This window comes from Candidatus Pelagibacter sp. PS_28, from assembly GCF_059417885.1.
The window spans coordinates 1,072,748-1,094,848 of record NZ_CM182070.1 but is presented as its reverse complement, the minus strand read 5'-3'; the positions used below and the strand labels follow the sequence as shown (position 1 = coordinate 1,094,848).

At 29.4% G+C, this 22,101-nt stretch carries 25 protein-coding genes; 13 read left to right on the top strand and 12 right to left on the bottom strand.

Going from position 1 to position 22,101, the window contains the following annotated elements:
• The gene (msrA, locus tag AC5SMR_RS05945) at positions 1–444 is read right to left on the bottom strand and encodes a peptide-methionine (S)-S-oxide reductase MsrA (protein WP_494576657.1); all 444 of its coding nucleotides are present in this window, start codon (positions 442–444) and stop codon (positions 1–3) included.
• A 35-nt stretch (positions 445–479) separates the two neighbouring features.
• Between msrA and AC5SMR_RS05940 the strand changes: the two genes are divergently transcribed.
• Both AC5SMR_RS05940 and AC5SMR_RS05935 read left to right on the top strand, forming a co-directional pair.
• Positions 480–1,364: a DMT family transporter gene (locus tag AC5SMR_RS05940; RefSeq protein WP_494576656.1), complete on the top strand. Its 885-nt coding sequence runs from the start codon at positions 480–482 to the stop codon at positions 1,362–1,364.
• Positions 1,357–1,992 carry a DNA-3-methyladenine glycosylase family protein gene (locus AC5SMR_RS05935; protein WP_494576655.1) on the top strand — a complete coding sequence of 212 codons (636 nt, stop codon included), beginning with the start codon at positions 1,357–1,359 and terminating at the stop codon, positions 1,990–1,992. The genes AC5SMR_RS05940 and AC5SMR_RS05935 overlap by 8 nt, the downstream gene beginning before the upstream one ends.
• On the opposite strand, the gene AC5SMR_RS05930 is transcribed toward AC5SMR_RS05935, so the two are convergent.
• Together AC5SMR_RS05930 and AC5SMR_RS05925 are read right to left on the bottom strand one after the other, a co-directional pair.
• Positions 1,979–2,275, bottom strand: coding sequence for a DUF1330 domain-containing protein (locus tag AC5SMR_RS05930; protein ID WP_494576654.1), 297 nt, complete (start codon positions 2,273–2,275; stop codon positions 1,979–1,981). The two genes, AC5SMR_RS05935 and AC5SMR_RS05930, sit on opposite strands and share 14 nt — an antisense overlap.
• Positions 2,275–3,165, bottom strand: coding sequence for a glycosyltransferase family 17 protein (locus AC5SMR_RS05925; RefSeq protein WP_494576653.1), 891 nt, complete (start codon positions 3,163–3,165; stop codon positions 2,275–2,277). Before AC5SMR_RS05925 ends, AC5SMR_RS05930 begins: the two co-directional genes overlap by 1 nt.
• Positions 3,166–3,194: 29 nt before the next feature.
• Between AC5SMR_RS05925 and AC5SMR_RS05920 the strand changes: the two genes are divergently transcribed.
• Complete coding sequence (locus AC5SMR_RS05920) at positions 3,195–3,731, top strand: phosphoribosyltransferase (protein ID WP_494576652.1); 537 nt, start codon at positions 3,195–3,197, stop codon at positions 3,729–3,731.
• A 33-nt stretch (positions 3,732–3,764) separates the two neighbouring features.
• On the opposite strand, the gene AC5SMR_RS05915 is transcribed toward AC5SMR_RS05920, so the two are convergent.
• On the bottom strand, positions 3,765–5,075 hold the full coding sequence (locus AC5SMR_RS05915; RefSeq protein ID WP_494576651.1) for an NCS2 family permease: 1,311 nt from the start codon (positions 5,073–5,075) through the stop codon (positions 3,765–3,767).
• A 131-nt stretch (positions 5,076–5,206) separates the two neighbouring features.
• On the opposite strand from AC5SMR_RS05915, the gene AC5SMR_RS05910 reads away from it, so the two are divergent.
• The gene (locus tag AC5SMR_RS05910) at positions 5,207–5,512 is read left to right on the top strand and encodes a hypothetical protein (RefSeq protein WP_494576650.1); all 306 of its coding nucleotides are present in this window, start codon (positions 5,207–5,209) and stop codon (positions 5,510–5,512) included.
• A gap of 46 nt (positions 5,513–5,558) precedes the next feature.
• Here the strand turns inward: AC5SMR_RS05910 and AC5SMR_RS05905 are convergent, their stop codons facing one another.
• Both AC5SMR_RS05905 and AC5SMR_RS05900 read right to left on the bottom strand, forming a co-directional pair.
• Positions 5,559–6,005, bottom strand: a complete 447-nt coding sequence (locus AC5SMR_RS05905) for an Hsp20 family protein (protein WP_006997730.1) — start codon at positions 6,003–6,005, stop codon at positions 5,559–5,561.
• A gap of 98 nt (positions 6,006–6,103) precedes the next feature.
• Positions 6,104–8,179, bottom strand: coding sequence for a S9 family peptidase (locus AC5SMR_RS05900; protein ID WP_494576649.1), 2,076 nt, complete (start codon positions 8,177–8,179; stop codon positions 6,104–6,106).
• Between the two features lie 17 nt (positions 8,180–8,196).
• Here AC5SMR_RS05900 and AC5SMR_RS05895 point away from each other — a divergent pair, with 17 nt between their 5' ends.
• The gene (locus AC5SMR_RS05895; RefSeq protein WP_494576648.1) at positions 8,197–8,703 is read left to right on the top strand and encodes a J domain-containing protein; all 507 of its coding nucleotides are present in this window, start codon (positions 8,197–8,199) and stop codon (positions 8,701–8,703) included.
• On the opposite strand, the gene AC5SMR_RS05890 is transcribed toward AC5SMR_RS05895, so the two are convergent.
• Complete coding sequence (locus AC5SMR_RS05890; RefSeq protein WP_494576647.1) at positions 8,700–9,665, bottom strand: glycosyltransferase family 9 protein; 966 nt, start codon at positions 9,663–9,665, stop codon at positions 8,700–8,702. The two genes, AC5SMR_RS05895 and AC5SMR_RS05890, sit on opposite strands and share 4 nt — an antisense overlap.
• A 50-nt stretch (positions 9,666–9,715) precedes the next feature.
• On the opposite strand from AC5SMR_RS05890, the gene AC5SMR_RS05885 reads away from it, so the two are divergent.
• From AC5SMR_RS05885 to AC5SMR_RS05875, 3 genes are all read left to right on the top strand, one after another.
• Positions 9,716–10,600 (top strand): dihydrodipicolinate synthase family protein, encoded by an 885-nt coding sequence (locus AC5SMR_RS05885; RefSeq protein ID WP_494576646.1) that lies wholly within the window; start codon positions 9,716–9,718, stop codon positions 10,598–10,600.
• 86 nt (positions 10,601–10,686) lie between these two features.
• A complete protein-coding gene (locus tag AC5SMR_RS05880) occupies positions 10,687–10,815 on the top strand; it encodes a hypothetical protein (protein WP_494576645.1) in 129 nt (42 codons plus the stop codon).
• A gap of 782 nt (positions 10,816–11,597) precedes the next feature.
• Positions 11,598–11,861: a hypothetical protein gene (locus tag AC5SMR_RS05875; protein WP_494573954.1), complete on the top strand. Its 264-nt coding sequence runs from the start codon at positions 11,598–11,600 to the stop codon at positions 11,859–11,861.
• Between the two features lies 1 nt (position 11,862).
• On the opposite strand, the gene AC5SMR_RS05870 is transcribed toward AC5SMR_RS05875, so the two are convergent.
• From AC5SMR_RS05870 to AC5SMR_RS05860, 3 genes are read right to left on the bottom strand one after another with little or no spacing between them, the layout of a single operon-like run.
• On the bottom strand, positions 11,863–12,405 hold the full coding sequence (locus tag AC5SMR_RS05870) for a tetratricopeptide repeat protein (RefSeq protein WP_494576644.1): 543 nt from the start codon (positions 12,403–12,405) through the stop codon (positions 11,863–11,865).
• A 45-nt stretch (positions 12,406–12,450) separates the two neighbouring features.
• Positions 12,451–12,798, bottom strand: coding sequence for a thiol-disulfide oxidoreductase DCC family protein (locus AC5SMR_RS05865; RefSeq protein ID WP_006997738.1), 348 nt, complete (start codon positions 12,796–12,798; stop codon positions 12,451–12,453).
• Between the two features lie 3 nt (positions 12,799–12,801).
• Complete coding sequence (locus tag AC5SMR_RS05860; RefSeq protein WP_271564001.1) at positions 12,802–13,164, bottom strand: rhodanese-like domain-containing protein; 363 nt, start codon at positions 13,162–13,164, stop codon at positions 12,802–12,804.
• A 110-nt stretch (positions 13,165–13,274) separates the two neighbouring features.
• On the opposite strand from AC5SMR_RS05860, the gene tldD reads away from it, so the two are divergent.
• From tldD to AC5SMR_RS05845, 3 genes are read left to right on the top strand one after another with little or no spacing between them, the layout of a single operon-like run.
• Positions 13,275–14,687, top strand: coding sequence for a metalloprotease TldD (gene tldD / locus AC5SMR_RS05855; RefSeq protein WP_494576643.1), 1,413 nt, complete (start codon positions 13,275–13,277; stop codon positions 14,685–14,687).
• 5 nt (positions 14,688–14,692) lie between these two features.
• Complete coding sequence (locus AC5SMR_RS05850) at positions 14,693–16,012, top strand: TldD/PmbA family protein (RefSeq protein WP_494576642.1); 1,320 nt, start codon at positions 14,693–14,695, stop codon at positions 16,010–16,012.
• Entirely contained in the window at positions 16,009–16,980 is a 972-nt protein-coding gene (locus AC5SMR_RS05845; RefSeq protein WP_494576641.1) for an NAD(P)/FAD-dependent oxidoreductase, read from the top strand. Before AC5SMR_RS05850 ends, AC5SMR_RS05845 begins: the two co-directional genes overlap by 4 nt.
• Positions 16,981–16,982: 2 nt before the next feature.
• Here the strand turns inward: AC5SMR_RS05845 and AC5SMR_RS05840 are convergent, their stop codons facing one another.
• Positions 16,983–17,663, bottom strand: a complete 681-nt coding sequence (locus AC5SMR_RS05840) for a DUF6134 family protein (RefSeq protein ID WP_494576640.1) — start codon at positions 17,661–17,663, stop codon at positions 16,983–16,985.
• Between the two features lie 53 nt (positions 17,664–17,716).
• Between AC5SMR_RS05840 and yczE the strand changes: the two genes are divergently transcribed.
• Entirely contained in the window at positions 17,717–18,364 is a 648-nt protein-coding gene (gene yczE / locus AC5SMR_RS05835) for a membrane protein YczE (RefSeq protein WP_494576639.1), read from the top strand.
• Here the strand turns inward: yczE and typA are convergent.
• Positions 18,361–20,187, bottom strand: coding sequence for a translational GTPase TypA (gene typA / locus AC5SMR_RS05830; protein ID WP_494576638.1), 1,827 nt, complete (start codon positions 20,185–20,187; stop codon positions 18,361–18,363). The genes yczE and typA overlap by 4 nt on opposite strands.
• A gap of 195 nt (positions 20,188–20,382) precedes the next feature.
• On the opposite strand from typA, the gene AC5SMR_RS05825 reads away from it, so the two are divergent.
• On the top strand, positions 20,383–22,035 hold the full coding sequence (locus tag AC5SMR_RS05825; RefSeq protein ID WP_494576637.1) for a DEAD/DEAH box helicase: 1,653 nt from the start codon (positions 20,383–20,385) through the stop codon (positions 22,033–22,035).
• The last annotated feature ends 66 nt before the right edge of the window (positions 22,036–22,101 follow it).

The window sequence follows — 22,101 nt, the reverse complement described above, 5'->3', positions numbered from 1 at the left end:
TTATCTTTTTTCCAAATATCTCTGATGGTATTCTTCTGCTGGACAATAATTTTTTAATAAAGAAGATTTTGTTACAACATTTCCTGATAATTTTAAATTTACTCTTTTTATAACACTCTCAGCAATTTCTTTTTGTTTGTCACTTAGGTAAAATATTTCACTTCTATATTGCATCCCAAAATCAGGTCCTTGTGAATTTAAGGTTGTTGGGTCATGAATTTCAAAGAAGAAATCTAAAATTTTTTCATAAGAGATAATTTTAGGATCAAAATCTAACTTAACAACTTCTGCATGATTTGTATTACCAGTACATACCTCTTTGTAAGTGACTGTTTTGCTGTCACCTCCACAATAGCCAACTTCAGTTTTAATAACTCCCTCAAGTTTACTAAATTTAATTTCTGGTCCCCAAAAACATCCCAATCCTAATACTGCTATTTCCATTGATTATACTTTAATTTGATTTACAAATTATTGCTATGCTAACTAAAAATCAATTAGGTTTTTTGTACATGTTTTTATCTGTTTGCACCTTTTCCGTTATGGATTTGCTGGTAAAATGGTCAAGCGACTACCCAACTGGGGAAGTTTTATTTTTTAGGGGCTTTTTTGGTTTGTTGCCCACATATTTTTTAATTCCAAAAGGTAAATTAAAAACTTTTTATACGACTGAAAGATCAAAAGAACATTTATTTAGATGCCTTATGGGTTTAATGGCATTGATAGCAATAGTTGTTGCGTTAAGAGAACTTCCTTTGGCAGTCGTTGTTAGCCTTTCATATGCGGCACCATTATTTATCACCGTATTATCAATTTTTCTATTAAGTGAAAAAGTGGGTATTTTTAGATGGCTAGCTGTCTTAATTGGATTTATAGGTGTTATTATAATTGCTGAGCCTGGCTTTAAGGGCATGAATTATCTTTATTTCCTTCCTCTAATATTTTGTATTGGAATGGCTTTTGTAACCATTACGATTAGAAAGTTATCCACAACAGAACCTATTTGGCTTATCTCAATTTTTTTTACAATTACTATTTCAATCGCTGGCTTGGCCACAATTCCAATGGGATGGAAAATGCCAAATTTTCAAGACTTTATTCTTTTAGCTTTAATTGGAGTAACAGGAGGTTCTGCAAATTTATTTTTAACTCAATCATATAAACTTTCTGAAGTATCTTTGGTGGCACCTTTAAAATACTTAGCTTTGGTATTTGCTATATTTTTTGGTTATTTTATTTGGAATGAGATACCAACTCTAAAAACACTAATTGGTGCATCACTTGTAGTTCTTGCCTCTCTTATAATTTTTAGAAGAGAAATTTATCATAAACAAAAAATACCATCAACAACTAGACATGAATAAAAAACCAAAATATTGGAATACTGCAAAAAAATATTTATCCAATAAAGATAAAGTAATGTCTTTATTAATTAGCAGGTACAAATCTCCTTCAGAGGCTGTGCTTACTTCTAGAAAAGATATATTTTTTTCATTATGTAAGAGTATCATTGGACAACAAATCAGTGTTGCTGCAGCTAACTCAGTTTTTTTGAAATTTAAAAAGAAATGTAAAAATAAGATTAATGCAAAAACAGTCTCTAAACTTTCTTCTGTTCAACTTAAAAGTTGTGGATTAAGTGGACAAAAGGTTAGGGGAATAAAAAGTTTAGCTAAACAAATACTAGATAAATCATTTAACCCTAGATTAATTCCTAAGATGTCAGATGAAGAAGCTATTATTTATTTATCTCGGTTAAGACAAATTGGAAGATGGTCAGCTGAAATGATTTTATTATTTACTTATAATCGGTCAAACATTTGGCCTATACAAGATATTGGTCTTTTAAAAGGAATTTCAAAAAATTATAAAAAAAAATATCTACCACCTGAATCTTATGTAAAATTATTAAACAAAAGATTTAGTCCATACTGTTCAGTTGCAACTTGGTATCTTTGGAGAAGTATAGATCCAGAACCTATTCAGTACTAAAACCCTCTACTATTTGTAGGTTTCGCTCAGTAGTATCTTTAGCTATAGCCCAACTATCTTGATACTCTTTGGAATCGTGACATTTCATAGCTTGTTCATGATTTGGAAATTCCCAAATTACAGTTCTTGGGTAAGTTTCACCCTCTAAAGTTTCAAATTTTCCACCTCTCACAAGAGGCTTTCCTCCATAACTTTTTATTATTCCTGTAACTTTTGCCCCATAATTTTTTAAATTTTCTTGGCTATCTATTCTTTTGTATAAAGCGATCCAGTAGGCTTTCATTAGTCTATCCAATCTAAAAATTTATTTTTATTTGTCACAATATATTCTGGTAGCTTGTTTAAATCAAAATTTTTAAGAATACTTCCATTACCAATTTTATTAACAGTTTTATCAACCTTTAAATCGTAGATGGCTTGTTTATTCCTTATAATTTCATCTATCTGCGTAACTGAAAGAGGGTTTAGATCAAACTCTCTATGATGCAAATAAGATCGTAATTTAAATTCTATTTCTTTTGGTGTTTTGATATTTGAAAAATGCCAACCACCATCATTTATAACTTTTGTACTAGTATATTTGGTTTTTGAAAAAAAAGTATCTATTCTAAAAAAGGAATACTTTCTGTCTTTTATATTTCTTAGCCATTGAGGGTTAACTAAATTTTTTTTCTTACATGCTTTTGTTCCTGTCCAAATTAAATTAGGTAACCACAAATTAAATTTGTAGTAAAACATGTCTTGTTTAAACAAAATTATTTTTTCATTTATATTTTTAAAATTTAATTCTGAAAGCTTGGGTATTTCATCAACATCAGAAACCATTATTATATCCTCATCATTTGCTTTCTTAAGCCCTCTAGTTATAAGATTTCTTTGTCCATTTTCTCTATAAGCCGCATTAAAAATTGCTTTTCTAGATTTTTCGTCTTCACTATCTTCAGTATTTATCTCATCTGTTTGTGGATAAGTTTCTTCATCAACTATATAAATTATTTTATCCTTAAATTTTTCAAATTTTTTATGATTAAATTTTAGTTCTCTAGGGTCACCTTTATGAGTGTAAATACTTTCAACAATTACAAAATAATCAACAAATTCATTTAAAGTGTTAAGCCTTACGTCTAGAACTACTTCTTCGTCAAAGTACATAAAGCAATCATAAATTTTCATAGTTTTTATTCTTTTTTATCTATATTTATATGATAAAAAATTTTATGGCAGATAAATTAATTATCACTTTTGATCAGTATACAAAAATTGTAGAAAAACTAGCAATAGAAATTTACAATAATTATAAGCCAACAGTACTAGTTGGTATTATGAGAGGGGCAGCCCCCATATTGGATATCCTCTCTAGAATTTTAAAATTACCTATAGCTTATATAGTTATCCAAAGTTATTCAGGAAAAGGAATGGAAGATAAACAGGGTCAATTAATGTTTGCAAGAGAAATTAGTTCTTTAGCTGAGAATAAAGATTTTAATAAAGTTTTATTAGTAGATGATTTATCTGATACAGGATTAACTTTAAACAAAAGTATTGAGTGGTTAAAAAATTATGAACCAACTAAAAATTATATAAATGAAGTTAAAACAGCCTGCTTATGGAAAAAAAAATCATCCACATTTGAGCCAGATTTTTGTCCAGTAAAACTTGATTCAGATCCATGGATTGTTCAGCCTACGGAACATTATGAAGAGATGTCTATAGAAGAAATAATTAAGAAAAATAAATAGGGCTGGAATAATTCCAGCCCTAAAAATTATATTTTAAGCAACCGCAAAACTTACAACACTTAAGATTGCAATAATCCATATCGCTGGTGAAGTTGAAGAAAACTTACCAGTAAATAATCTGATTAATGCGTATGATACAAATGCTAAAGCAATACCATTACTAATACTATATGTTAACGGCATAGCAATCATAGCAAGAATAGCAGGAGCTGCCTCACCAATATCATCCCATTCAATATCAGTTATGTTTCTAACAAAAAGAACAGAAACAAATACTAAAGCTGCACCATCAATTTGCTTAGGTAAACTTGTTGCTAAAGGAGCGAAGAATATACAAGCCAAAAATAGAAGACCAATTACTAAAGAGGTCATTCCTGTTTTCCCACCAGCTTTTACACCAGCACCAGACTCAACATAACTTGTTACAGTTGTTGTTCCCATCATTGCACCCGCTACAGTTCCAACACTGTCAGCCATCATCGCTTTTTCAATGTCTTTAACTTTGCCATTTTTATCAACCTTTCCAGCAACGTTTGCTACTGAAGTTAATGTTCCTGCAGTATCAAAGAAATCAACAAATAATAAAGTAAACACTACAGTTGTCATACCAGCCGTTAATGCTGCTGATAAATCAAAATCAAATAGATAAGTCATTGGAGGTGGTGAGCTTGCAATTCCATTAAATTTAGCAAGTCCAGTAGCCCATGCAATAATACTGAATAGTAAAATACCAATAATGATATTTCCCTTAATTTTCATTTTTTCAAGAACAACCATCAAAATAAATGCTGCACAACCCAATAGAACAAGGGGATCACTCAAGTCACCTAATTGAACTAATGTTACTGGGTTATCAACAACAACTTCCATGATCTGAAGTCCAATTATTGCTAAGAATAATCCTATACCAGCGCCAATTCCTAATTTTAAACTTTTTGGAATTGAATTAATTAACCATGCTCTGATAGGTGTTAATGAAATGATTAAGAATAGAATCCCAGCAACTAGTACAGCCCCTAGAGCTTCTTGAGGCGTATAGCCCATTCCAGCACAAACACCAAATGCAACAAATGCATTAATTCCCATACCTGGTGCCAAACCTATCGGCCATGTTTTTCCATAAAATGCCATTATGAAACAAGCAAGCGCTGTTGCAACAATTGTTGCCGTGTATACTGCTCCAAATTCAAAGAACCCTTTTTCTGGTCCAGCAAATTCACCTGATAGTATAAATGGATTTAAAAACATAATGTAAGCCATTGTCAAAAATGTTGTTACACCAGCTATTACTTCTGTTTTAAAATCGGTCTTGTGTTTTTTATAGTCGAAATATTTTTCTAACATTGATCCTCCTAAGATTAAGATGGACTAATATTAGATTAATTAAGAAAATACTCTTAAAAATCTAAGTTTATCAACATATTTCAACTTATAAGTTTATATTTATGCCATATTTTGAGTGTTATCATTGAAGTATGCATAAATTAAAATTTATTTTAGTAAGCTTATTTCTTTTAACTCTTGTTGCCGGCTGCCAAACAATCAAAAATAAAACAGACGCAATTATTGAAAAAGAAAATACTAAGTTAAGTGAATACATTGGAAAAACTTCAAGCAATTTGCAAATGGAATTAGGTAAGCCAGATGAAGATTTTAAAAATGATAAAGGTAATTTAGAGTTTGTTTACAATACCAAAAAATATGGAATACTTTGCGAGAGAAGATTTGAAGTAGATTCTAATTCTATGGTGATTGGTTTTGTTTCAAACGGTTGTTTTTAAAAACTTAATACTTGTGGGGAATGTACCCCACAAGTAAGGTTTTTACTTATTTAATTTCAATAAGTTTTTTCTTTTTATATTCAGGTACAATTCTTTCACAGGCAATTGTTAAAAGACCATCTTTTAATTCAGCACCATTAACTTTCACATCCTCAGCGATCGTAAATGATCTTGCAAATTGTCTTTGTGAAATACCTTTATGAATAATTTCACCATCATCAGATTTGTCCTCAGATTTATCAACTTGTTTTGTTCTTACAGTTAATAAATTGTCTTCAAACTCCACCTCTACATCATTTTTATTAAAACCAGCTAAAGCAACTTCAATAGCGTAGTTGTCTTTTCCAGTTTTTCTAATGTTGTACGGTGGATAATTGGACTGCATGGTTAACCCTCCATTTCCCAGCATATTTTCAAATTGATCAAACATATCGTCAAATCCAATTGAAAAAGGTCTTAGAGTGTTAAATATAGATAGATCCCTACTTGTCATAGTTTCCTCCTTTGTTAGCAAGGTTAATTTAGTAAGCCCCATTAGGCGACTTACATATGATATTTAGGAATTATGCTAAAAATTTCAAGATAGGACGACTAAATTTTTTTAGAAATTTTTAATGCAAATGCATAATCTAGTGCAATTTCCTCTATAGCCCCATCTCTACCTGATTTACCACCATGACCTGCGTTCATTTCAGTTTTTAAAAGTAATAAATTATTATCAGTTTTATATTCTCTTAGTTTGGCGGTAAATTTTGCTGGTTCATCAAACAATACTCTGTTGTCGCTTAAACTTGTTGTGATCAACATATGAGGATAATCCATTTTCTTAATATTATTATAGGGAGCATAAGAATAAATATAATCAAAGTGATCTTTTTTATCTTTTGCATTTCCAAACTCATCGAATTCTCCAACTGTTAAAGGTAAAGAGTGATCTAGATTAGTTGTCAAAGAGTCTACAAATGGTACCGCCATTATAATTCCTAGAAATAATTCAGGGGCTTGATTAACTACAGCACCCATAAGAAGACCACCTGCGGAGCCACCCATACCTATTATTTGATTTTTTGAAGTATATTTATTTTCAATTAAGTATTTTGCAGAAACAATATAATCTTCAAAAGTATTTTTTTTATTAAGCAGCTTTCCTTCTTTCCACCACTTCATGCCTCTTTCCATGCCCCCTCTAATATGGGCCGTAACCCAGATGATATCTCTATTAATCAAACTTAATCTAGTAGCAGAAAAACTAGGGCTCATAGAGCTTCCGTAAGAGCCATAACCATAAAGCAGCAATTGAGCACTTCCATCCATTTTAGTATTTTTGTGTCTAGTAATTGTAAGAGGGACCAGTCTTCCATCGTGTGATTTACAATCTACTCTTTCTACAATGTAGTCATCAGGATTATGACCAGATGGGATCTCTTGTTCTTTAACTAATTTTTTTTCTTTTGTGCTTAAGTTATAAGAATAAACTCTAGACTGCGTCTTGGGTGAAGAATAACTTATATATATCTCGTCTGTATTTTTATCTCTTTGCATCAAAGAGGCACCAGGAATATAAACAGTTTCATCAGAAAAAATTAATTCTTCTTCTATTCCAGTTGTAATATTTTTTACAAATAATTTATCTAAAGCATCTGAAGTTTCAGATCTAATGATCCAATTTTTTAAGAATGTTAAACCTCCAATTAGAACCTCATCTTTTGCAGCAATAAAGGTTTTCCAGTCTGGTTTTTCTAAACTATTACTAATGTCTACTTTAAAATCTTCAGCATTTTCATTCGTATGATTGTAAAATTTACCATCCCAAGAATTGACGGAATAAAGAATTCCTTTTTGTCTTTTTTTTATTAATTTAGGTTTGGGATCTTTTTCATTAACATCAAAGTAATATTGTTCAGATGTATTATGGTCTGAAGAGTTGATAAAGAAATATTTATCATCTGCACCTAAACCAATTCCAACCGTAAAAGCTTCACTCTTTTCTTCAAAAATTAATTGATCCTCACTAACTTTAGTTCCTAATTTGTGTCTATAAATTTTTCTTGGTCTATGATTTTCATCAAGTTTTGAATAAAAAACATACTGATCATCTAAACTGAAAGTTATACTACCTGATGTTTCCTCAATCTTTTCAGTAACTAATTTTTTTGTACTTATATCTCTAATATATATTGTGTAATATTCAGAACCCTTTGTATCTAACGAATATCCCAAATATTTGTCATTAAAACTAACCTCCAAATCACCAACACCAAAGTATTCTACTTTTAGTTTTTTTTTTTCTTCATCTCCATTCCAAATTTCTTCAATATTATTAGTTCCAATTTTTTTTCTTAATTTTATGGAATAATTTCCTTTGGTAGTTGTTTTTGACCAATATTCATAATCAAAATCTTTAAAAGGTAGAGACTCATCATCCAATTTTATTCTTCCTTTGATTTCATCAAATAATTTTTTTTGAATGGCCTTGGTATCTGATAAGTGAAAATCAGTATAAGAGTTTTCTTCTTCAAGATATTTTCTAACTTCAGGGTTTAATTTTTTGCTATCTTTTAAAACCTCCAGGATGTCATCTTGATGTATCCAACTATAATCATCTTCCCAACTAATATTATGACACGTTTTTATTTCTGATTTTTTTTTAAGATGTGGTATTTTCATGAATAGAAATTAAATATATGAATATTATTATTTATACACTAGTTTTTTTGGGAATTGCTTACTTTTTACTTAAATTAGTAGCTAACACTTCATCAAAAAAAATATCAAAACATTTAAGAAAATTAATTTTCTTAGGTTTGATAATTTTAGCAGTATTATTTGTAGTTGCTGGCAAATTTTTATTAAGCATTCCTCTAACATTACTGAGCTTAGCTTTAGTTAAGTTAAAAGGGTTTTCAATATTTCAATTAATTGGCTTATTCAGACTTATACAAACACTTAGAAACTCTGGGAGATTTTCATTTAACCAAAATCAAAATGTTAAAAATTCCTCTAAAATATCTATAGAGGAAGCCTACAAAATTTTAAATTTAGATATAAAAAAAAATATTAGTAAAGATGATGTTAAAAATGCATACATAAAAATTCAGAAAAAGATACATCCAGATATTTCTCCTGAGACCACAAGGTTATCGATGATTGTAAATGAAGCTAAAGAGATTGTATTAAAAGATATTTCTTAGTTAAGAATTTTTTTTAATTGATCAAAAATTTTGTCTGGATTAATTTTCTCTTTACCTAATGTATTATGTGTTACTGTATTTTCTCCATCAGGGATAATTGGATACATTCTTGAGGTATAATTCCCATATATTAATGGTGTGTCTGCCATTAAAACAATTGTTTTAATACCAAGTCCTGACGAAAGATGACTAAAACTAGAGTCATTACAAATAGAAATATCACAATTTTTAATTATTGGTAAAGTTTCTCGTATACATAAGTCATCCAAAGGAATACATTTGTCTTTAAATTCTGTATTAAGTATTTCTTTTAAAATTTCTTGCTCTTCTTTATTTTTACCAGTAGCTAAAAAAAACCTACACTTATAAGCATTAGAGATTAAACGAATTAGCTTTATAAATGTTATAGCTGGAATTCTTTTAGTTGGTCCTGAGGCACCTATGCCAAGTAAAATATTTTTTTGATCATTATTGATTTTAAATTTTAATTTTGCATCCTGAACAGATTGATCATTGATAATAATTTTTGGATCATCATTTACAATTAAATTTAAGTTTTTATTTATAAATTTTTTTGCAGCATCTATTATATGCTGGTTTTTTTTTGTAAGTAATGGATATTGATAAATATTTTTAATGCCAGCAAATTTTGCAACTAAATAAAATCTAAGTGATGAATTAAAAATAAAAATTTTATCAAAGTTATGCTCTCTAAGTTCTTTTGCCAAGTTTATAAATCCACCAAAACCTTGGTGTCTAGCATCCTTGAGATTGTTACCTTGTTCAAGAATGATTATTTTTTCAATATTTTTATTATCTCTTAAGAATTGTTCTGTTTTTGAACTTTGTTTAACTAGAATACTTACAGGTGTATTAAATTTTTTTGAAATAGCATCTATAAAAGGTAAGTAGATTACCATATCTCCAATTCCCATTTTATTTTGTACTATTAAAATTTTCATTTAATACTTTATCATCTTTACTAAAATTTTTATTTATATAAGTTTAGCATATGAGTAAAATTAAAGGTATTTACGCGGCTGGAATGTCAGTTTTTAATGATGATTTAAGTCTAAATATAACAAAGACTATAAATCATGCAGAAAGAATAATAGATCAAGGTTGTCATGGTGTTGCTATTTTTGGAAGCACTGGGCAAGCACAACTTATATCTATAAGTGAAAAAATTAGTCTCTTAAATGAATTATCGAAGAGCAAATATAGAGAAAAATACTTAATTGGAACTGGGCTCAATTCTTTAAATGAAACTATAAATTTAATGAAAGTAGCTAACTCTTTAAACTTTGGTGATTTTTTAATAATGCCACCAGCTTATTATAAGTATGGTGATAGTGAGGTAAAAGAATTTTACTCAAAAGTAGTTGAAGCTGTGCCAGACAGTAAGATTATATTATATAATTTTGAAAAGTTATGTGGCTACAAGTTTAGCGTTGAGTGTGTTGAGGAGCTTGTTAAGAAATTTCCAAAACAAATAGTTGGTGTCAAGGATAGCTCCTATAACCTATATGAAAATTTAAAGATTGATAATTTCTCTGTTATGCCGGGATCAGAACTAAAACTCCTAAAGGGTCTTGAGCTTGGATGTGATGGTATTATTACGGCAACTTGCAATGTAACCGCTAATTTATCTAGAAAAGTTTACGATGATTTTAACGAAAAAAAACAACAAACTGTAAATGATATACTATGCAAGGTTAGGGGTACTTTTGACCAATACAATTTAATATCAGGATTACATTCTTTTATGTCAGATCAAGACGATTGTTACAAAAATGTTATACCACCGGTTAGTCTTTTAAACGAAAAAGATAAAAAACAACTTGAGGAAGATCTTGGTAAGCTTAATTTTACATTAGGATCACTTAAGGCAGCTTAAATATAACTAGCAAATTTTTAACAACATTTTGAAACAAGAGACTATATTTATCAGTAATTAATTGATAAATCTAATTTTCTTAAAGTATGAAAAAAATAAAAAAAAATTCAGCTAAAAAAAAACCTTTAGTAAAAAAGAAGGTTAAAAAAATTACAAATAAAAATCATAAAAAAAATTTAAAAGTAAAAAAAAATATTTACAAAAAAAAAAAATAAGTAAAAATATAAAAACAAACAAGAAAAAACAAAAAGTTAACACTAGAAAAAAAGTAACCTTAATATCAAGAATAGTTACACTTCAGAATTCTTTAAAACCAGAATTTAATTTTAAAATTAATTTTAATTTAGAAAAATACATTCAGGCTTTTTTTGATAGTATCGCCAATAGAATATCTGAATATAAATCCTTAAAAGCTGAAGAAAAAAGAAGAAGACAACTTGAGGAAATTGAAAAAAAAGAACAAGAAAAATTACAAATCCAAAAACAAAAAGTAAAAGATGAAGAGGAACAAACTAAACTTAAAGAAAAAGCATTAAAAGAAGAAATTAAACTTGAAAAGGAAAGAGCAAGAGACATAAAATTATTTTTACGTAAGGAGCAAGCATTACTTAGAATTGAACATGCTGAAAGACAAAAACAATTTTTAAAACAATTACAATTAGAAAAACAGATAGAAAAATTTAGAATAAGAGAGATTAAAGAATTAGAAAAACTTGAAAAGATTTCATTAAAAGAAAAAAGAGATGATTATGCTGGTCTTCAAGCAAGGATAGAGAAACTAAAAGATAAATATAGAGTCATAAGAGACCAAAAAATTAGAGAGAGAGTAGAAGCTTTAGGAGTAAAAATCCAAGGTGATGAGGATAGAGATACTTTACTTCAAAAAGAGAAAGATCATAAAGTTGCGAGGCAGAAAATTGAACTTTCTCTTGAAAGCTTTTACAGAAGTGCCAGTAGTTTAGTTTTTCAACTAAATAAACGGCACATCACTAGACACATGTCTATTTTTAGATGCATTGATCAAAGATTTGAAACTGGTGAAATCTTTATCAAATGGGATGAAGCACCTGATGAAGAGTGGCTGCTATTAATTTATATAAAAAATAATTCTCCTGATGAAGGAATAGTCATTGAAGATAAATCAGATCCTGAAAAAAATTTATCTCATGAATTCAAATCAAATGAAATATTTAAAGCATCAGATCTAATGGTTGACTCGTTAACTCAGTTAATTTCAAGAAAAAGAGCTAAAAAAGATTAAATTAGATACTATCTTCTTTAATCAATCTTTCAATTTCAGGTATTAGTTCACGACTTTTAAATGATGGATAGAATTTTAATGCACTTTCAATACTCTTAATTGCTTTTTCATATTCTTGAAGTTTTATGAAAATTCTTGCTTGTCCTGATAAAGCCCCAAAGTGTCTAGGTTCTATATCTAAAACTTTATCAATATCATTTAATGAATTTTTAAACTGACTCATTAAAAAATATACAGTTGCTCTTTTATTCCAGGCTTCAGACCATTTAGGGTCATTCTCCAAGATATTACTAAAAACTTTTAATGCATAATTATAATCACCATATTGCATTAACTCTGTTCCAAACTCTAACTTTTCAGTTAATTTAAAATCACTAGGATGTTCATTCCAGACAGACCAAATTTTTTGCTCCAATAGAGCAGCACTTTTTGAATTATCAATAATTTGAAGTTGGTCAAAAAGATTATTTAAAATAACTTTCTGAGATGACTGAACAGAAGAAACAAAACTAAATATAAATACAAATAGTATGAAAACTTTCATAATTAAAATATATTTTATTCAGTGCATCATCTCAACATTAAAAACTTATTTCAAAAGTTGTTTTTTATTTTTTAAAAATAAAAAGAAAGCAATAATCTCATAAAAAAATGAAAATAAAGTAAAAATTATTGGAGTTTTAAAGAAACTATAAAGAAACTTATATTTAGGAATTTTTTTCCATACTAATAAAAAAGCTTCTGCCCCTCCAATTACTTTCTCCCCATCTTTAATATGAAGTCTACGCAAAAGGTTCTTAGCATTTCTTTGAGTTTCTATTTCTGCTGATTTATTATTTGTAATATCCACCCATTCTATGTCTTTAATATTTTGTTTTTTATACAAATTTATCTCAGCACGGCAAATTTTACATGAATTATTAAAATAAACTTTCACAATCTATTTTTTATCTTTCCAAGCTGTCATTCCACCAGTCATATTTTTTACATTTTTTATTCCCATTTCCTGCATAGTTTTTGTTGCAAGTGTGCTCTGACCTCCAAGACCGCAAAAAACTATATATTCTTTGTCAGGATTTTTCTTAAACATTTCATTTTCTAAAGGACTACCATCAGCTAAATAAAACTCTAATAAGCCTCTTTCTAAATTTACAGCATTACCAATAGTCTCTGACTCAAAACTATTTTTATCTCTTACGTCTATAAATTGAACATTTGGGTCATTTAGTTTTTCTTTAGCCTCATCAACCGAAATATTTTTTATCTCGTTAGAAACGTTCATTAATTCATCAAATTTTTTCATTATATTGTCCTTTTTTTTAATTTATTCCTAAAATTATATAGAATCCTATAGATTGTATATGTGCGAAATACGACAATTGAAAAAATAATTATAACTATTACTTGTTATGTATGAATGATTTTTTTACTAAAACAGATTTATCAAGAAAAGATGCTGAGAGCATTATATCAGAAACATTAAATAGTTGTGATGATGGTGAGCTTTATTTAGAGAACTCTAAAAGCGAATCCATTGTACTTGATGATGATAAAATAAAGGGTTCTAGTTATAGTTCTGATTTAGGATATGGCTTAAGAGCGGTTACTGGTGAAGTAGTAGCTTATTCTCATTCAAATGAAATTTCAAAAAAATCATTAAAACAATCAGCTAGCAATCTAAGCTCAACATTGAAATCTCAAAAAGGTATTTACAATCATGAAATTCCACAAACTAATGAAAAATTTTATAAAGATGTGAATCCGATAGAAGAAAAATCACTACAATCTAAATTGGATCTTTTAAAAGAAGTTAATAACTATACGAGAGCTAAAGGTGGAATGGTAAAACAAGTCACTGCTAGTTTTGCAGGTGAGCATAAATCTATAGAAATTATAAGATCTGGAGGTGAAGTGTTAACAGATGTTAGGCCTTTAATTCGTTTTAATGTTTCAGTCATGCTTGAAAAAGATGGAAAAAAAGAAACAGGAGTTTATGGAATTGGTGGAAGACAATCTTATGATGAATATCTTAAAGATGATAATTGGAAAAAAGTATGTGATGAAGCATTTAGAATTGCTTCAGTAAATCTTGAAAGTAAACCTGCACCAGCAGGAGAAATGAAAGTTGTTTTAGGATCAGGCTGGCCAGCAATACTAATTCATGAAGCTATAGGGCATGGTCTTGAAGGTGACTTTAACAGAAAAAAAACATCTGCTTTTCATAATTTAATGGGTCAAAGAGTTGCTAGTGAGGGTGTTACTATTGTTGATGATGGAACTCTTCATAATAGAAGAGGAAGTTTAACAATAGATGATGAAGGGACACCTACTGAAAAAACTGTTTTAATAGAAAATGGTATATTAAAAAATTTTATGCAAGATCGACTAAATGCTAGATTGATGAATACAAGATCAACAGGTAGTGGAAGACGAGAAAGCTACAAACATGTTGTTCTCCCAAGAATGAGAAATACCATGATGTTAAATGGAAAATATTCTCAAGAAGAGATGATTAAATCGGTTGATAAAGGAATATTTGCAGTAAGTTTTGGTGGTGGGCAAGTAGATATTACTTCAGGAAAATTTGTATTTAACTGTACAGAAGCTTATGAAATTATTAATGGTAAAATTGGATCACCTATTAAAGGTGCAACGTTAATTGGTGATGGACCTTCAATTTTAAAAGAGGTTTCATTGGTTGGTAACAACATGATGCTTGACCCAGGTATTGGAACTTGTGGAAAAGCAGGGCAAGGTGTTCCAGTAGGTGTGGCACAGCCATCGATCTTAATTGATAAAATGACCGTTGGTGGAACTCAATTATAAATCATATGGTTAAAGATCAAGATTATTTAAAAAAGACAGCTTCTTTTTGTATAGATTTAGCAAAAAAACTTGGAGCAACAGACTCAACTGCTGCTGTGATGCACTCCATCTCAGAAACAGTAAATTTTAGAAATAAAAAATTAGACGAATCTGATCGGTCAGATAGCCTAGGGGTTAGTCTTACAACTTATATCGGCAAAAAAAAATCAAGTATTTCTTCTTCAAATCTTACTGAAGAAAATATCAAGACATTGGTTGAAAGATGTATTGAGACAACAAAAATTACTCCAGAGGATGAATATAATTCATTACCAGATAAAGACTTACTGGCTAATAAAATTAATGATCTAAATTTATATGATGATGATCATATAGAGAATGATGAAAAAATTGAATATTTAAAAGAAGTAGAAGAGGCTGCATTTCAAAAAAAAGAAATTATTAATACAGAAACTGGTTTTTCTGAGTCAAAATCAAATTTTATATTAGCTAGCAGTGATGGTTTTTTAAATGGTTATAAATCTTCTTCTTTTTCAGCATCATGTGTGGCTGTAGCAAAAGATTCTAATAATAAAATGGAAAGAGATTATGAATTTACCAGCACTTGTCATCTAAATGATATGTTAAAACCTAGTCAAATTGGTGAAATGGCAGCAAAAAAAACGCTACAAAAATTAGATCCAAGAAAAATAGAAAGTGAAAAAATTAGTATTGTCTTTGATAGAAGAATTTCAAAAGGAATATTGAGTACTTTTGCAAGTGCAATATCTGCTTCTTCAATTGCAAGAGGCACATCTTTTTTAAAAGATAAAATTAATGAGGAAATATTTACTTCTTCAATAAATATTTTTGATAAACCTAATATAGTTAAAGGATTAGGGTCAAGGTATTTTGATTCTGAAGGAGTGAAAACTGATGAATTAAAGTTGGTAGATAAAGGTGTTTTAAAACATTATTTAGTAGATACCTATAATGGAAAAAAGCTAAATCTTAAGTCAAATGGTAGAAGTGGTGGAACAAGTAATTTATATTTTGAAAAAGGTTCCATTTCTTACAAGGATTTATTAAAATTAAATCAAAGAACTTTATATATTACAGAAACAATCGGTCATGGAAGTAATTTAGTTACGGGAGATTATTCAGTTGGTGCCACAGGGTTTATGGTTGAAAATGGAGTGTTTAAATATCCAATAAGTGAAATAACTATTGCTGGAAATTTTAAAGATATCTTCAAAAACATTACTTTGGCTGATGATCTTGAATTTAAATATTCTACCAATGCTCCAACGATGTTAATAGATGGCATGGTAGTTGCGGGTAAATGAAGGATTTCTGTATTATTGGCTCAGGCATTTCTGGTGCAACAATTGCAAATTCTCTTAGTAAAAAATATTCATTAGATGTTTATGATAAAGCGAGAGGAGTTGGGGGAAGATCGTCTAATAAAAAGCTTAATAAGAATGAAAGCTTTGACCATGGTGTTCAGTATATTTCACCAAAAAGTATTCAATTTAAAAAATTTATAAAAAGCTTAATTTCAAAAAAAATTGTTAAAAAATGGACAGGAAAACATTTATTTTTAAATACTGATAAGAAAGAAGACAAAAAACATACTAAAATAATTGGAAAAAAAGGTAACAACGCAATCAGCAAATATCTATTAAAAGATATCAACTGCAATTTTAATAGTGAAGTAATTAAAATTTTTAATAAAAATAAAGTTTGGGAAATATATTTTTCTGATGGGTCAAAAAAATTATATAAATCATTGATATTAACCTGTCCATTTCCTCAATTAAAAAAACTTTCAAAAAAATATATTAAACATTCATTTATTAATCAAAAAATAAAAATGGATGCAAATATAACAGTCATGATGGCAACAAAAAAAAGTAAACTTAATGTTAGTAGTTATTTTTTTAATGATAAAATTTTAGGTTGGGCTGGAAATGAAAATAGTAAAATGCGATTTAAAAGTAAAAATGATCTTTGGACTTTGCAGAGCACTTACTCATGGGCAAATAAAAAAATTGATAAAAATCGAGAAAATAAAAAATTGAACACAAAGATTATGATTGAGCAGTTTTTTAAACTTATAGGCATCAAAAAAACCAAAGTTTTATTTTCATTAAATCATGGCTGGAAATATTCATCTAACTCAAAACCTTTGAGAATTAAAAGTTATTGGAATTCTTCCTTAAACCTAGGAGTTTGTGCGGATTGGTTTGTTGGACCTAGACTAGAGTCTGGATGGATAAGTGCTAAAGATCTTTTTAATAAAATAAATAAATAGTTTTATTCAAACTTTTTAACCTTATATTCCCAATTTCCTAATCTAGAATAAGCAACCTTTAAAATTAATGAATTTTTTTTATCAAACCATATATCAAAATTAAGTCTTTTATCTTTTGGTAAAGACATGTCTTTTGAGGTTAATTTAAAATGATCCACGTCATAAGTTTTACCGTAGAGTTCAATTTTTTCTTTAGCAACAAAGGTTACCACTTGTTCTTTGATGCTACCTGATATTGGACTAATTTGACTATCAGTTTGTAAAATTTTATGGCTCCACCAGTTTCCAACTACGTTATTTATTGATGCTATACCACTATAGGAAGAACCCCGAATATCAAATTTATTTGTTTGTTTATTAAATTCTAAATTTACATATTTTTTTTTATCATTTTGAAGTGTTTTAGAATTAAAAGAAATTAATTGATCTTTAGTATACTTTTCCTCCCCAAACCCTTCAACTTCAAAAATTGTTGCACCAAATAATTTCACTGTAAATTTAATTTGATTTGTAACTGTTGTCTTATCTCCATCCTTTTTAAAAAAATAATAATTATAACCAATAACTTCACCATCTTTTAAAATCTCCATTTCAATTTTATTAAATTTATTATAATGCGCCATATGAGCATTTGAGCTGAGTGAATATGCTAAGAAAAATATTATAATAAAAAATTTTTTCATAAAGGAGTAACAATAATAGACTTTAGTTTTAAAAGAAGTAATTTATTGAAATTATGTTCTTGAAAATTAAAGATATTCCTAAAATATATTGGAGTTCTGAAAAACCATTAAATCTTAAACCAAAAATTTCAACTTTCTTTTTTTTGTGTCTTGGATTAGTTTTATTTGGTCTAGGTGAGGGGTTATTAATAGTTTCTTTTGCGGGGGCTTCCCCTTGGTCTATTCTTGCACAAGGTATTGCATTGAATGTTGATCTTTCAATTGGAATAATAACAGTATTAATTAGTATTGGAGTTTTGTTTCTTTGGTTGCCACTTAAACAAAAACCTGGAATTGGAACAATTTTAAATGCAATAATTATTGGTTTAATGATCGATGTCTGCATAAAATTTATACCAACCCCTGAAAATTATTTAAATCAATTAATTTTAGCAACGATTGCTGTACTTACGGTTGGTCTTGGTGGGGGGATTTATCTTGTTGCAAACTTAGGTGCAGGACCAAGAGATGGACTAATGGTTGGTTTACAAAAAAAAACTAACTTACCCATTGCAACTGTAAGAGCTTTTCTTGAAATAACAGTGATGTCTATTGGGTGGTATTTAGGTGGAACAGTTGGAATTGGAACTTTATTATTTGCTTTTGGAATAGGACCTTCGGTTGCTTTAGGATTATATCTTGTTGGAAAAACTTTTAATTAAAGAGGTGTTCCAGATTTCTCATTCTTTTTTCTGTCATTAGGATTTAGAATGGCTTTTCTTAATCTAAGAGATTTTGGAGTTATCTCCAAAGCTTCATCAGTATTTAGCATACTTAATTGTTCAGCAATTGACATTTGTCTTACTGGTGTAAGCACAACATTTTCATCAGTTCCTTGAGTTCTCATATTCGTTAACTGCTTACCTTTCATGACATTAATAATCATATCACCTGGTTTTGGGGCTAATCCGACAATCATTCCTTCATAAACGGGATCATTATGAGTTACAAACATTTCACCTCTTGCCTGCAAGTTAAATATTGCAAATGCAACAGCTTTTCCGTTTGCCATTGAAATTAAAGCACCATTTTTTCTGCCATCCATTTCACCTTCAAATTTTCCATAACCATGGAAGATTCTATTAATTACACCAGTCCCTTTTGTTAAAGTTAAAAATCTACTTGTGTAACCCATTAAGCCTCTTGTTGGTGCATGAAAGATTAATCTTTTTTTATCTTTTCCTGTATCTTTAAGATCAAGTAATTTACCTTTTCTTCTATTCATTGAGTCAATAATCTTTGATGAAAACTCTTCATCTACATCAACAGTAATCTCTTCAATTGGTTCTAGTCTGTTACCATTATCATCTTTTTGGTATAAAACTTTTGGAGGACTTACAGTCATTTCAAAACCTTCACGTCTCATTTGTGTTAGTAGAATTTCAAGCATTAGCTCACCACGACCACTAATTACAAAAGCATCTACGTTTACATTTTGAGAAAAAGAAATTCCAACATTATTTTGTGCTTCAGTAAGCAGTCTATCTCTGATTTGAGTACTTGTTAATTTTTTACCTTCTGTCCCAGCCAAAGGTGAACTATTCACACTTATAGTAATAGACATTGTTGGAGGATCTATTGGAGTTGCTGGAAGTGGATCGTTTACTTCAAGATCGCAAATTGTATCTGCTACATTAGCTTTTTCTAAACCTGCAATTACAACAATATCTCCTGCTTCACCAACTTCAATGGGTACTTTTTTTGTTCCTTCGTATCTAAAAATTTTAGTTAATCTACCTTCATCAACTTTTTCACCTTTAAGATTTATTGCTTTAATAGGCTGGTTAGCTTTTGCCGTTCCTTGAGATATTTTTCCAACTAAACTTCTACCCAAGAAACTATCTGCATATAATAAAGTAGATAGCATTGCGAAAGGTTTAGTTTTATCAAGGTCTGCTGGCTTAACATGTTCTATGATTAAATCTAATAATGGGTGTAGATTTTCTCTTGGACCATCTACTTCTTTATCTGCCCATCCAGATCTTCCACTTGCGTACATAACTGGAAAATCTAACTGTTCCTCGTTTGCATCTAAACTTACAAATAAGTCAAATGTTTCATCTAAAACTTCATTAGCTCTTTGATCAGCTTTATCTAGTTTGTTAATTACAACAATGGGCTTTAAACCTTGCTTAAGAGCTTTTGCTAATACGAATTTTGTTTGTGGCATTACACCTTCAGCAGAATCAATTAATAATAAAGCACCATCAGCCATACTTAAAACACGTTCTACTTCAGCTGCAAAATCTCTGTGACCTGGTGTATCGATAATATTAACTCTAGTACCTTGCCAATCAATAGAAGCAGGTTTAGCTAGAATAGTAATTCCTCTTTCTTTTTCCAACTCTCCAGAGTCCATCAATCTTTCATCTACAACTTCATTTTCTCTAAATGAACCACTTTGTTTCATTAGATTATCAATCATAGTTGTTTTACCATGGTCAACGTGAGCGATAATTGTGATGTTTCGAATATTGTTACTCATAATTTGACGCTCTTATACATTAATTGAGTCATTTGAAAACTTAAAAAAAATCAATATTTACTCACTTAAATTAATTTTTCTAAAAATTCACTTCTTGTGATTGTTATAAAAACGTATAGATATCCGTATATAAATTAGACGTATTAAAGGATTAAGAGCATATCTCCTTAAATTTTAAAAAATCTAAATACCTAAATGGAAAACTTTAAATTACTAAAAATAGAAGATTCGTTAAAGAATTCATTGGAAAAAATGAAGTTTACGAAACCAACTCCAATTCAGGCGATGGCAATTCCTGTTGCTTTAGAGGGAAAAGATATTTTAGGAACAGCTCAAACAGGAACTGGAAAAACATTGGCATTCAGCATTCCTCTAATAAATAAATTAATATTAGATAAAAATGCATTTGCATTAGTTATGTGTCCAACTAGAGAGCTTGCAACTCAAGTAATGGCTGCAATTAAAAGCATTATTAGTGATAAAATTAACATTAAAACTGCTTTACTTATTGGTGGAGAGGCAATGCAAAAACAACTTAGACAACTAGGTAATAGATCAAGAATAATAGTTGGAACTCCTGGAAGAATTAATGACCACTTAAAAAGAAAAAGTTTAAATCTATCAGCCACTAAATACCTAGTACTAGATGAAACTGACAGAATGTTAGATATGGGTTTTACCCCTCAAATAGAATTAATTTTAAAATTTGTTCCAAAAGATCATCAAACTTTATTATTTTCTGCAACACTACCTCAGAATATTGTTAGAATTTCTGAGAGATATCTAAATAGGCCTCAAAGAATTTCAACAGGGTCAACATCAGTACCGATCGCAAAAATTAAACAAGAAACTCTTCAAGTTTTTAAAGAAAATAAATACGATCAACTAGTAGACCAATTTATAGCAAGAAAAGGATCGATATTAGTTTTTGTTAAAACTAAAAGAGGTGCTGATAAAATGGTCAAGCGTCTTAAAGAAGAGGGCCATTCAGCTGATGCTATTCATGGAGACCTTCGTCAAAGTAAAAGAGATCGTGTAATCACTTCATTTAGAAAAGGCCTTAAAAGAATATTAATAGCAACTGATGTTGCTGCAAGAGGACTGGATATTCCATTAATCCAGCACGTAATTAATTTTGATCTTCCACAAGTTCCAGAGGATTATGTTCACAGAATTGGAAGAACAGCTAGAGCTGGAACAGAAGGTTCTGCTTTAACTTTTCTTACTCCAGATGATAGATCGATGTGGAATGAAATTAGTAAATTAATTGATCCAAATTTTAAACCTGCACCTCGTGGCGCAAGAGGAGACTCAAGAGGAGGAAAAAGAGGAAAGGCTCCTTACAATAAAAAAAGAAAATTCAGAGATGAAAAAAAATCTTTTGGCAAAGGAAGACCTGACAGATCATCAAGAGATGGAGAGAAAAAAAGTTTCGGTTACAAAGGAAAATCTAGTTTTGGGGACAAATCAAAACCTTCTGGTTATGGAAGATCTAGTTCATCATCAAGAGATGGAGAGAAAAAAAGTTTCGGTTACAAAGGAAAATCTAGTTTTGGGGACAAATCAAAACCTTCTGGTTATGGAAGATCTAGTTCATCATCAAGAGATGGAGAGAAAAAAAGTTTCGGTTACAAAGGAAAATCTAGTTTTACAAAAAAAGATAACTCGAAACCAACAGGATTCACAAATAATCCAAAATACTTTGGAAAAAAAACATCTGAAAGTTCATCTACTAGTGGAGAGAAAAAAAGCTCTAGTTTTGATGGAAAGAAGAAGTTTAAAAGCAGAAGTGATAGACCTAAAAGCTTTACCTTCAAAAAACATAGTCAAAAAAGAGCTAAGGTCTAAGATTTTTTAGATTTCTCTTTTTTATTTTTCCTTTTTTCTTTCAGGCTTAATTTTGGTTTTTTAGCA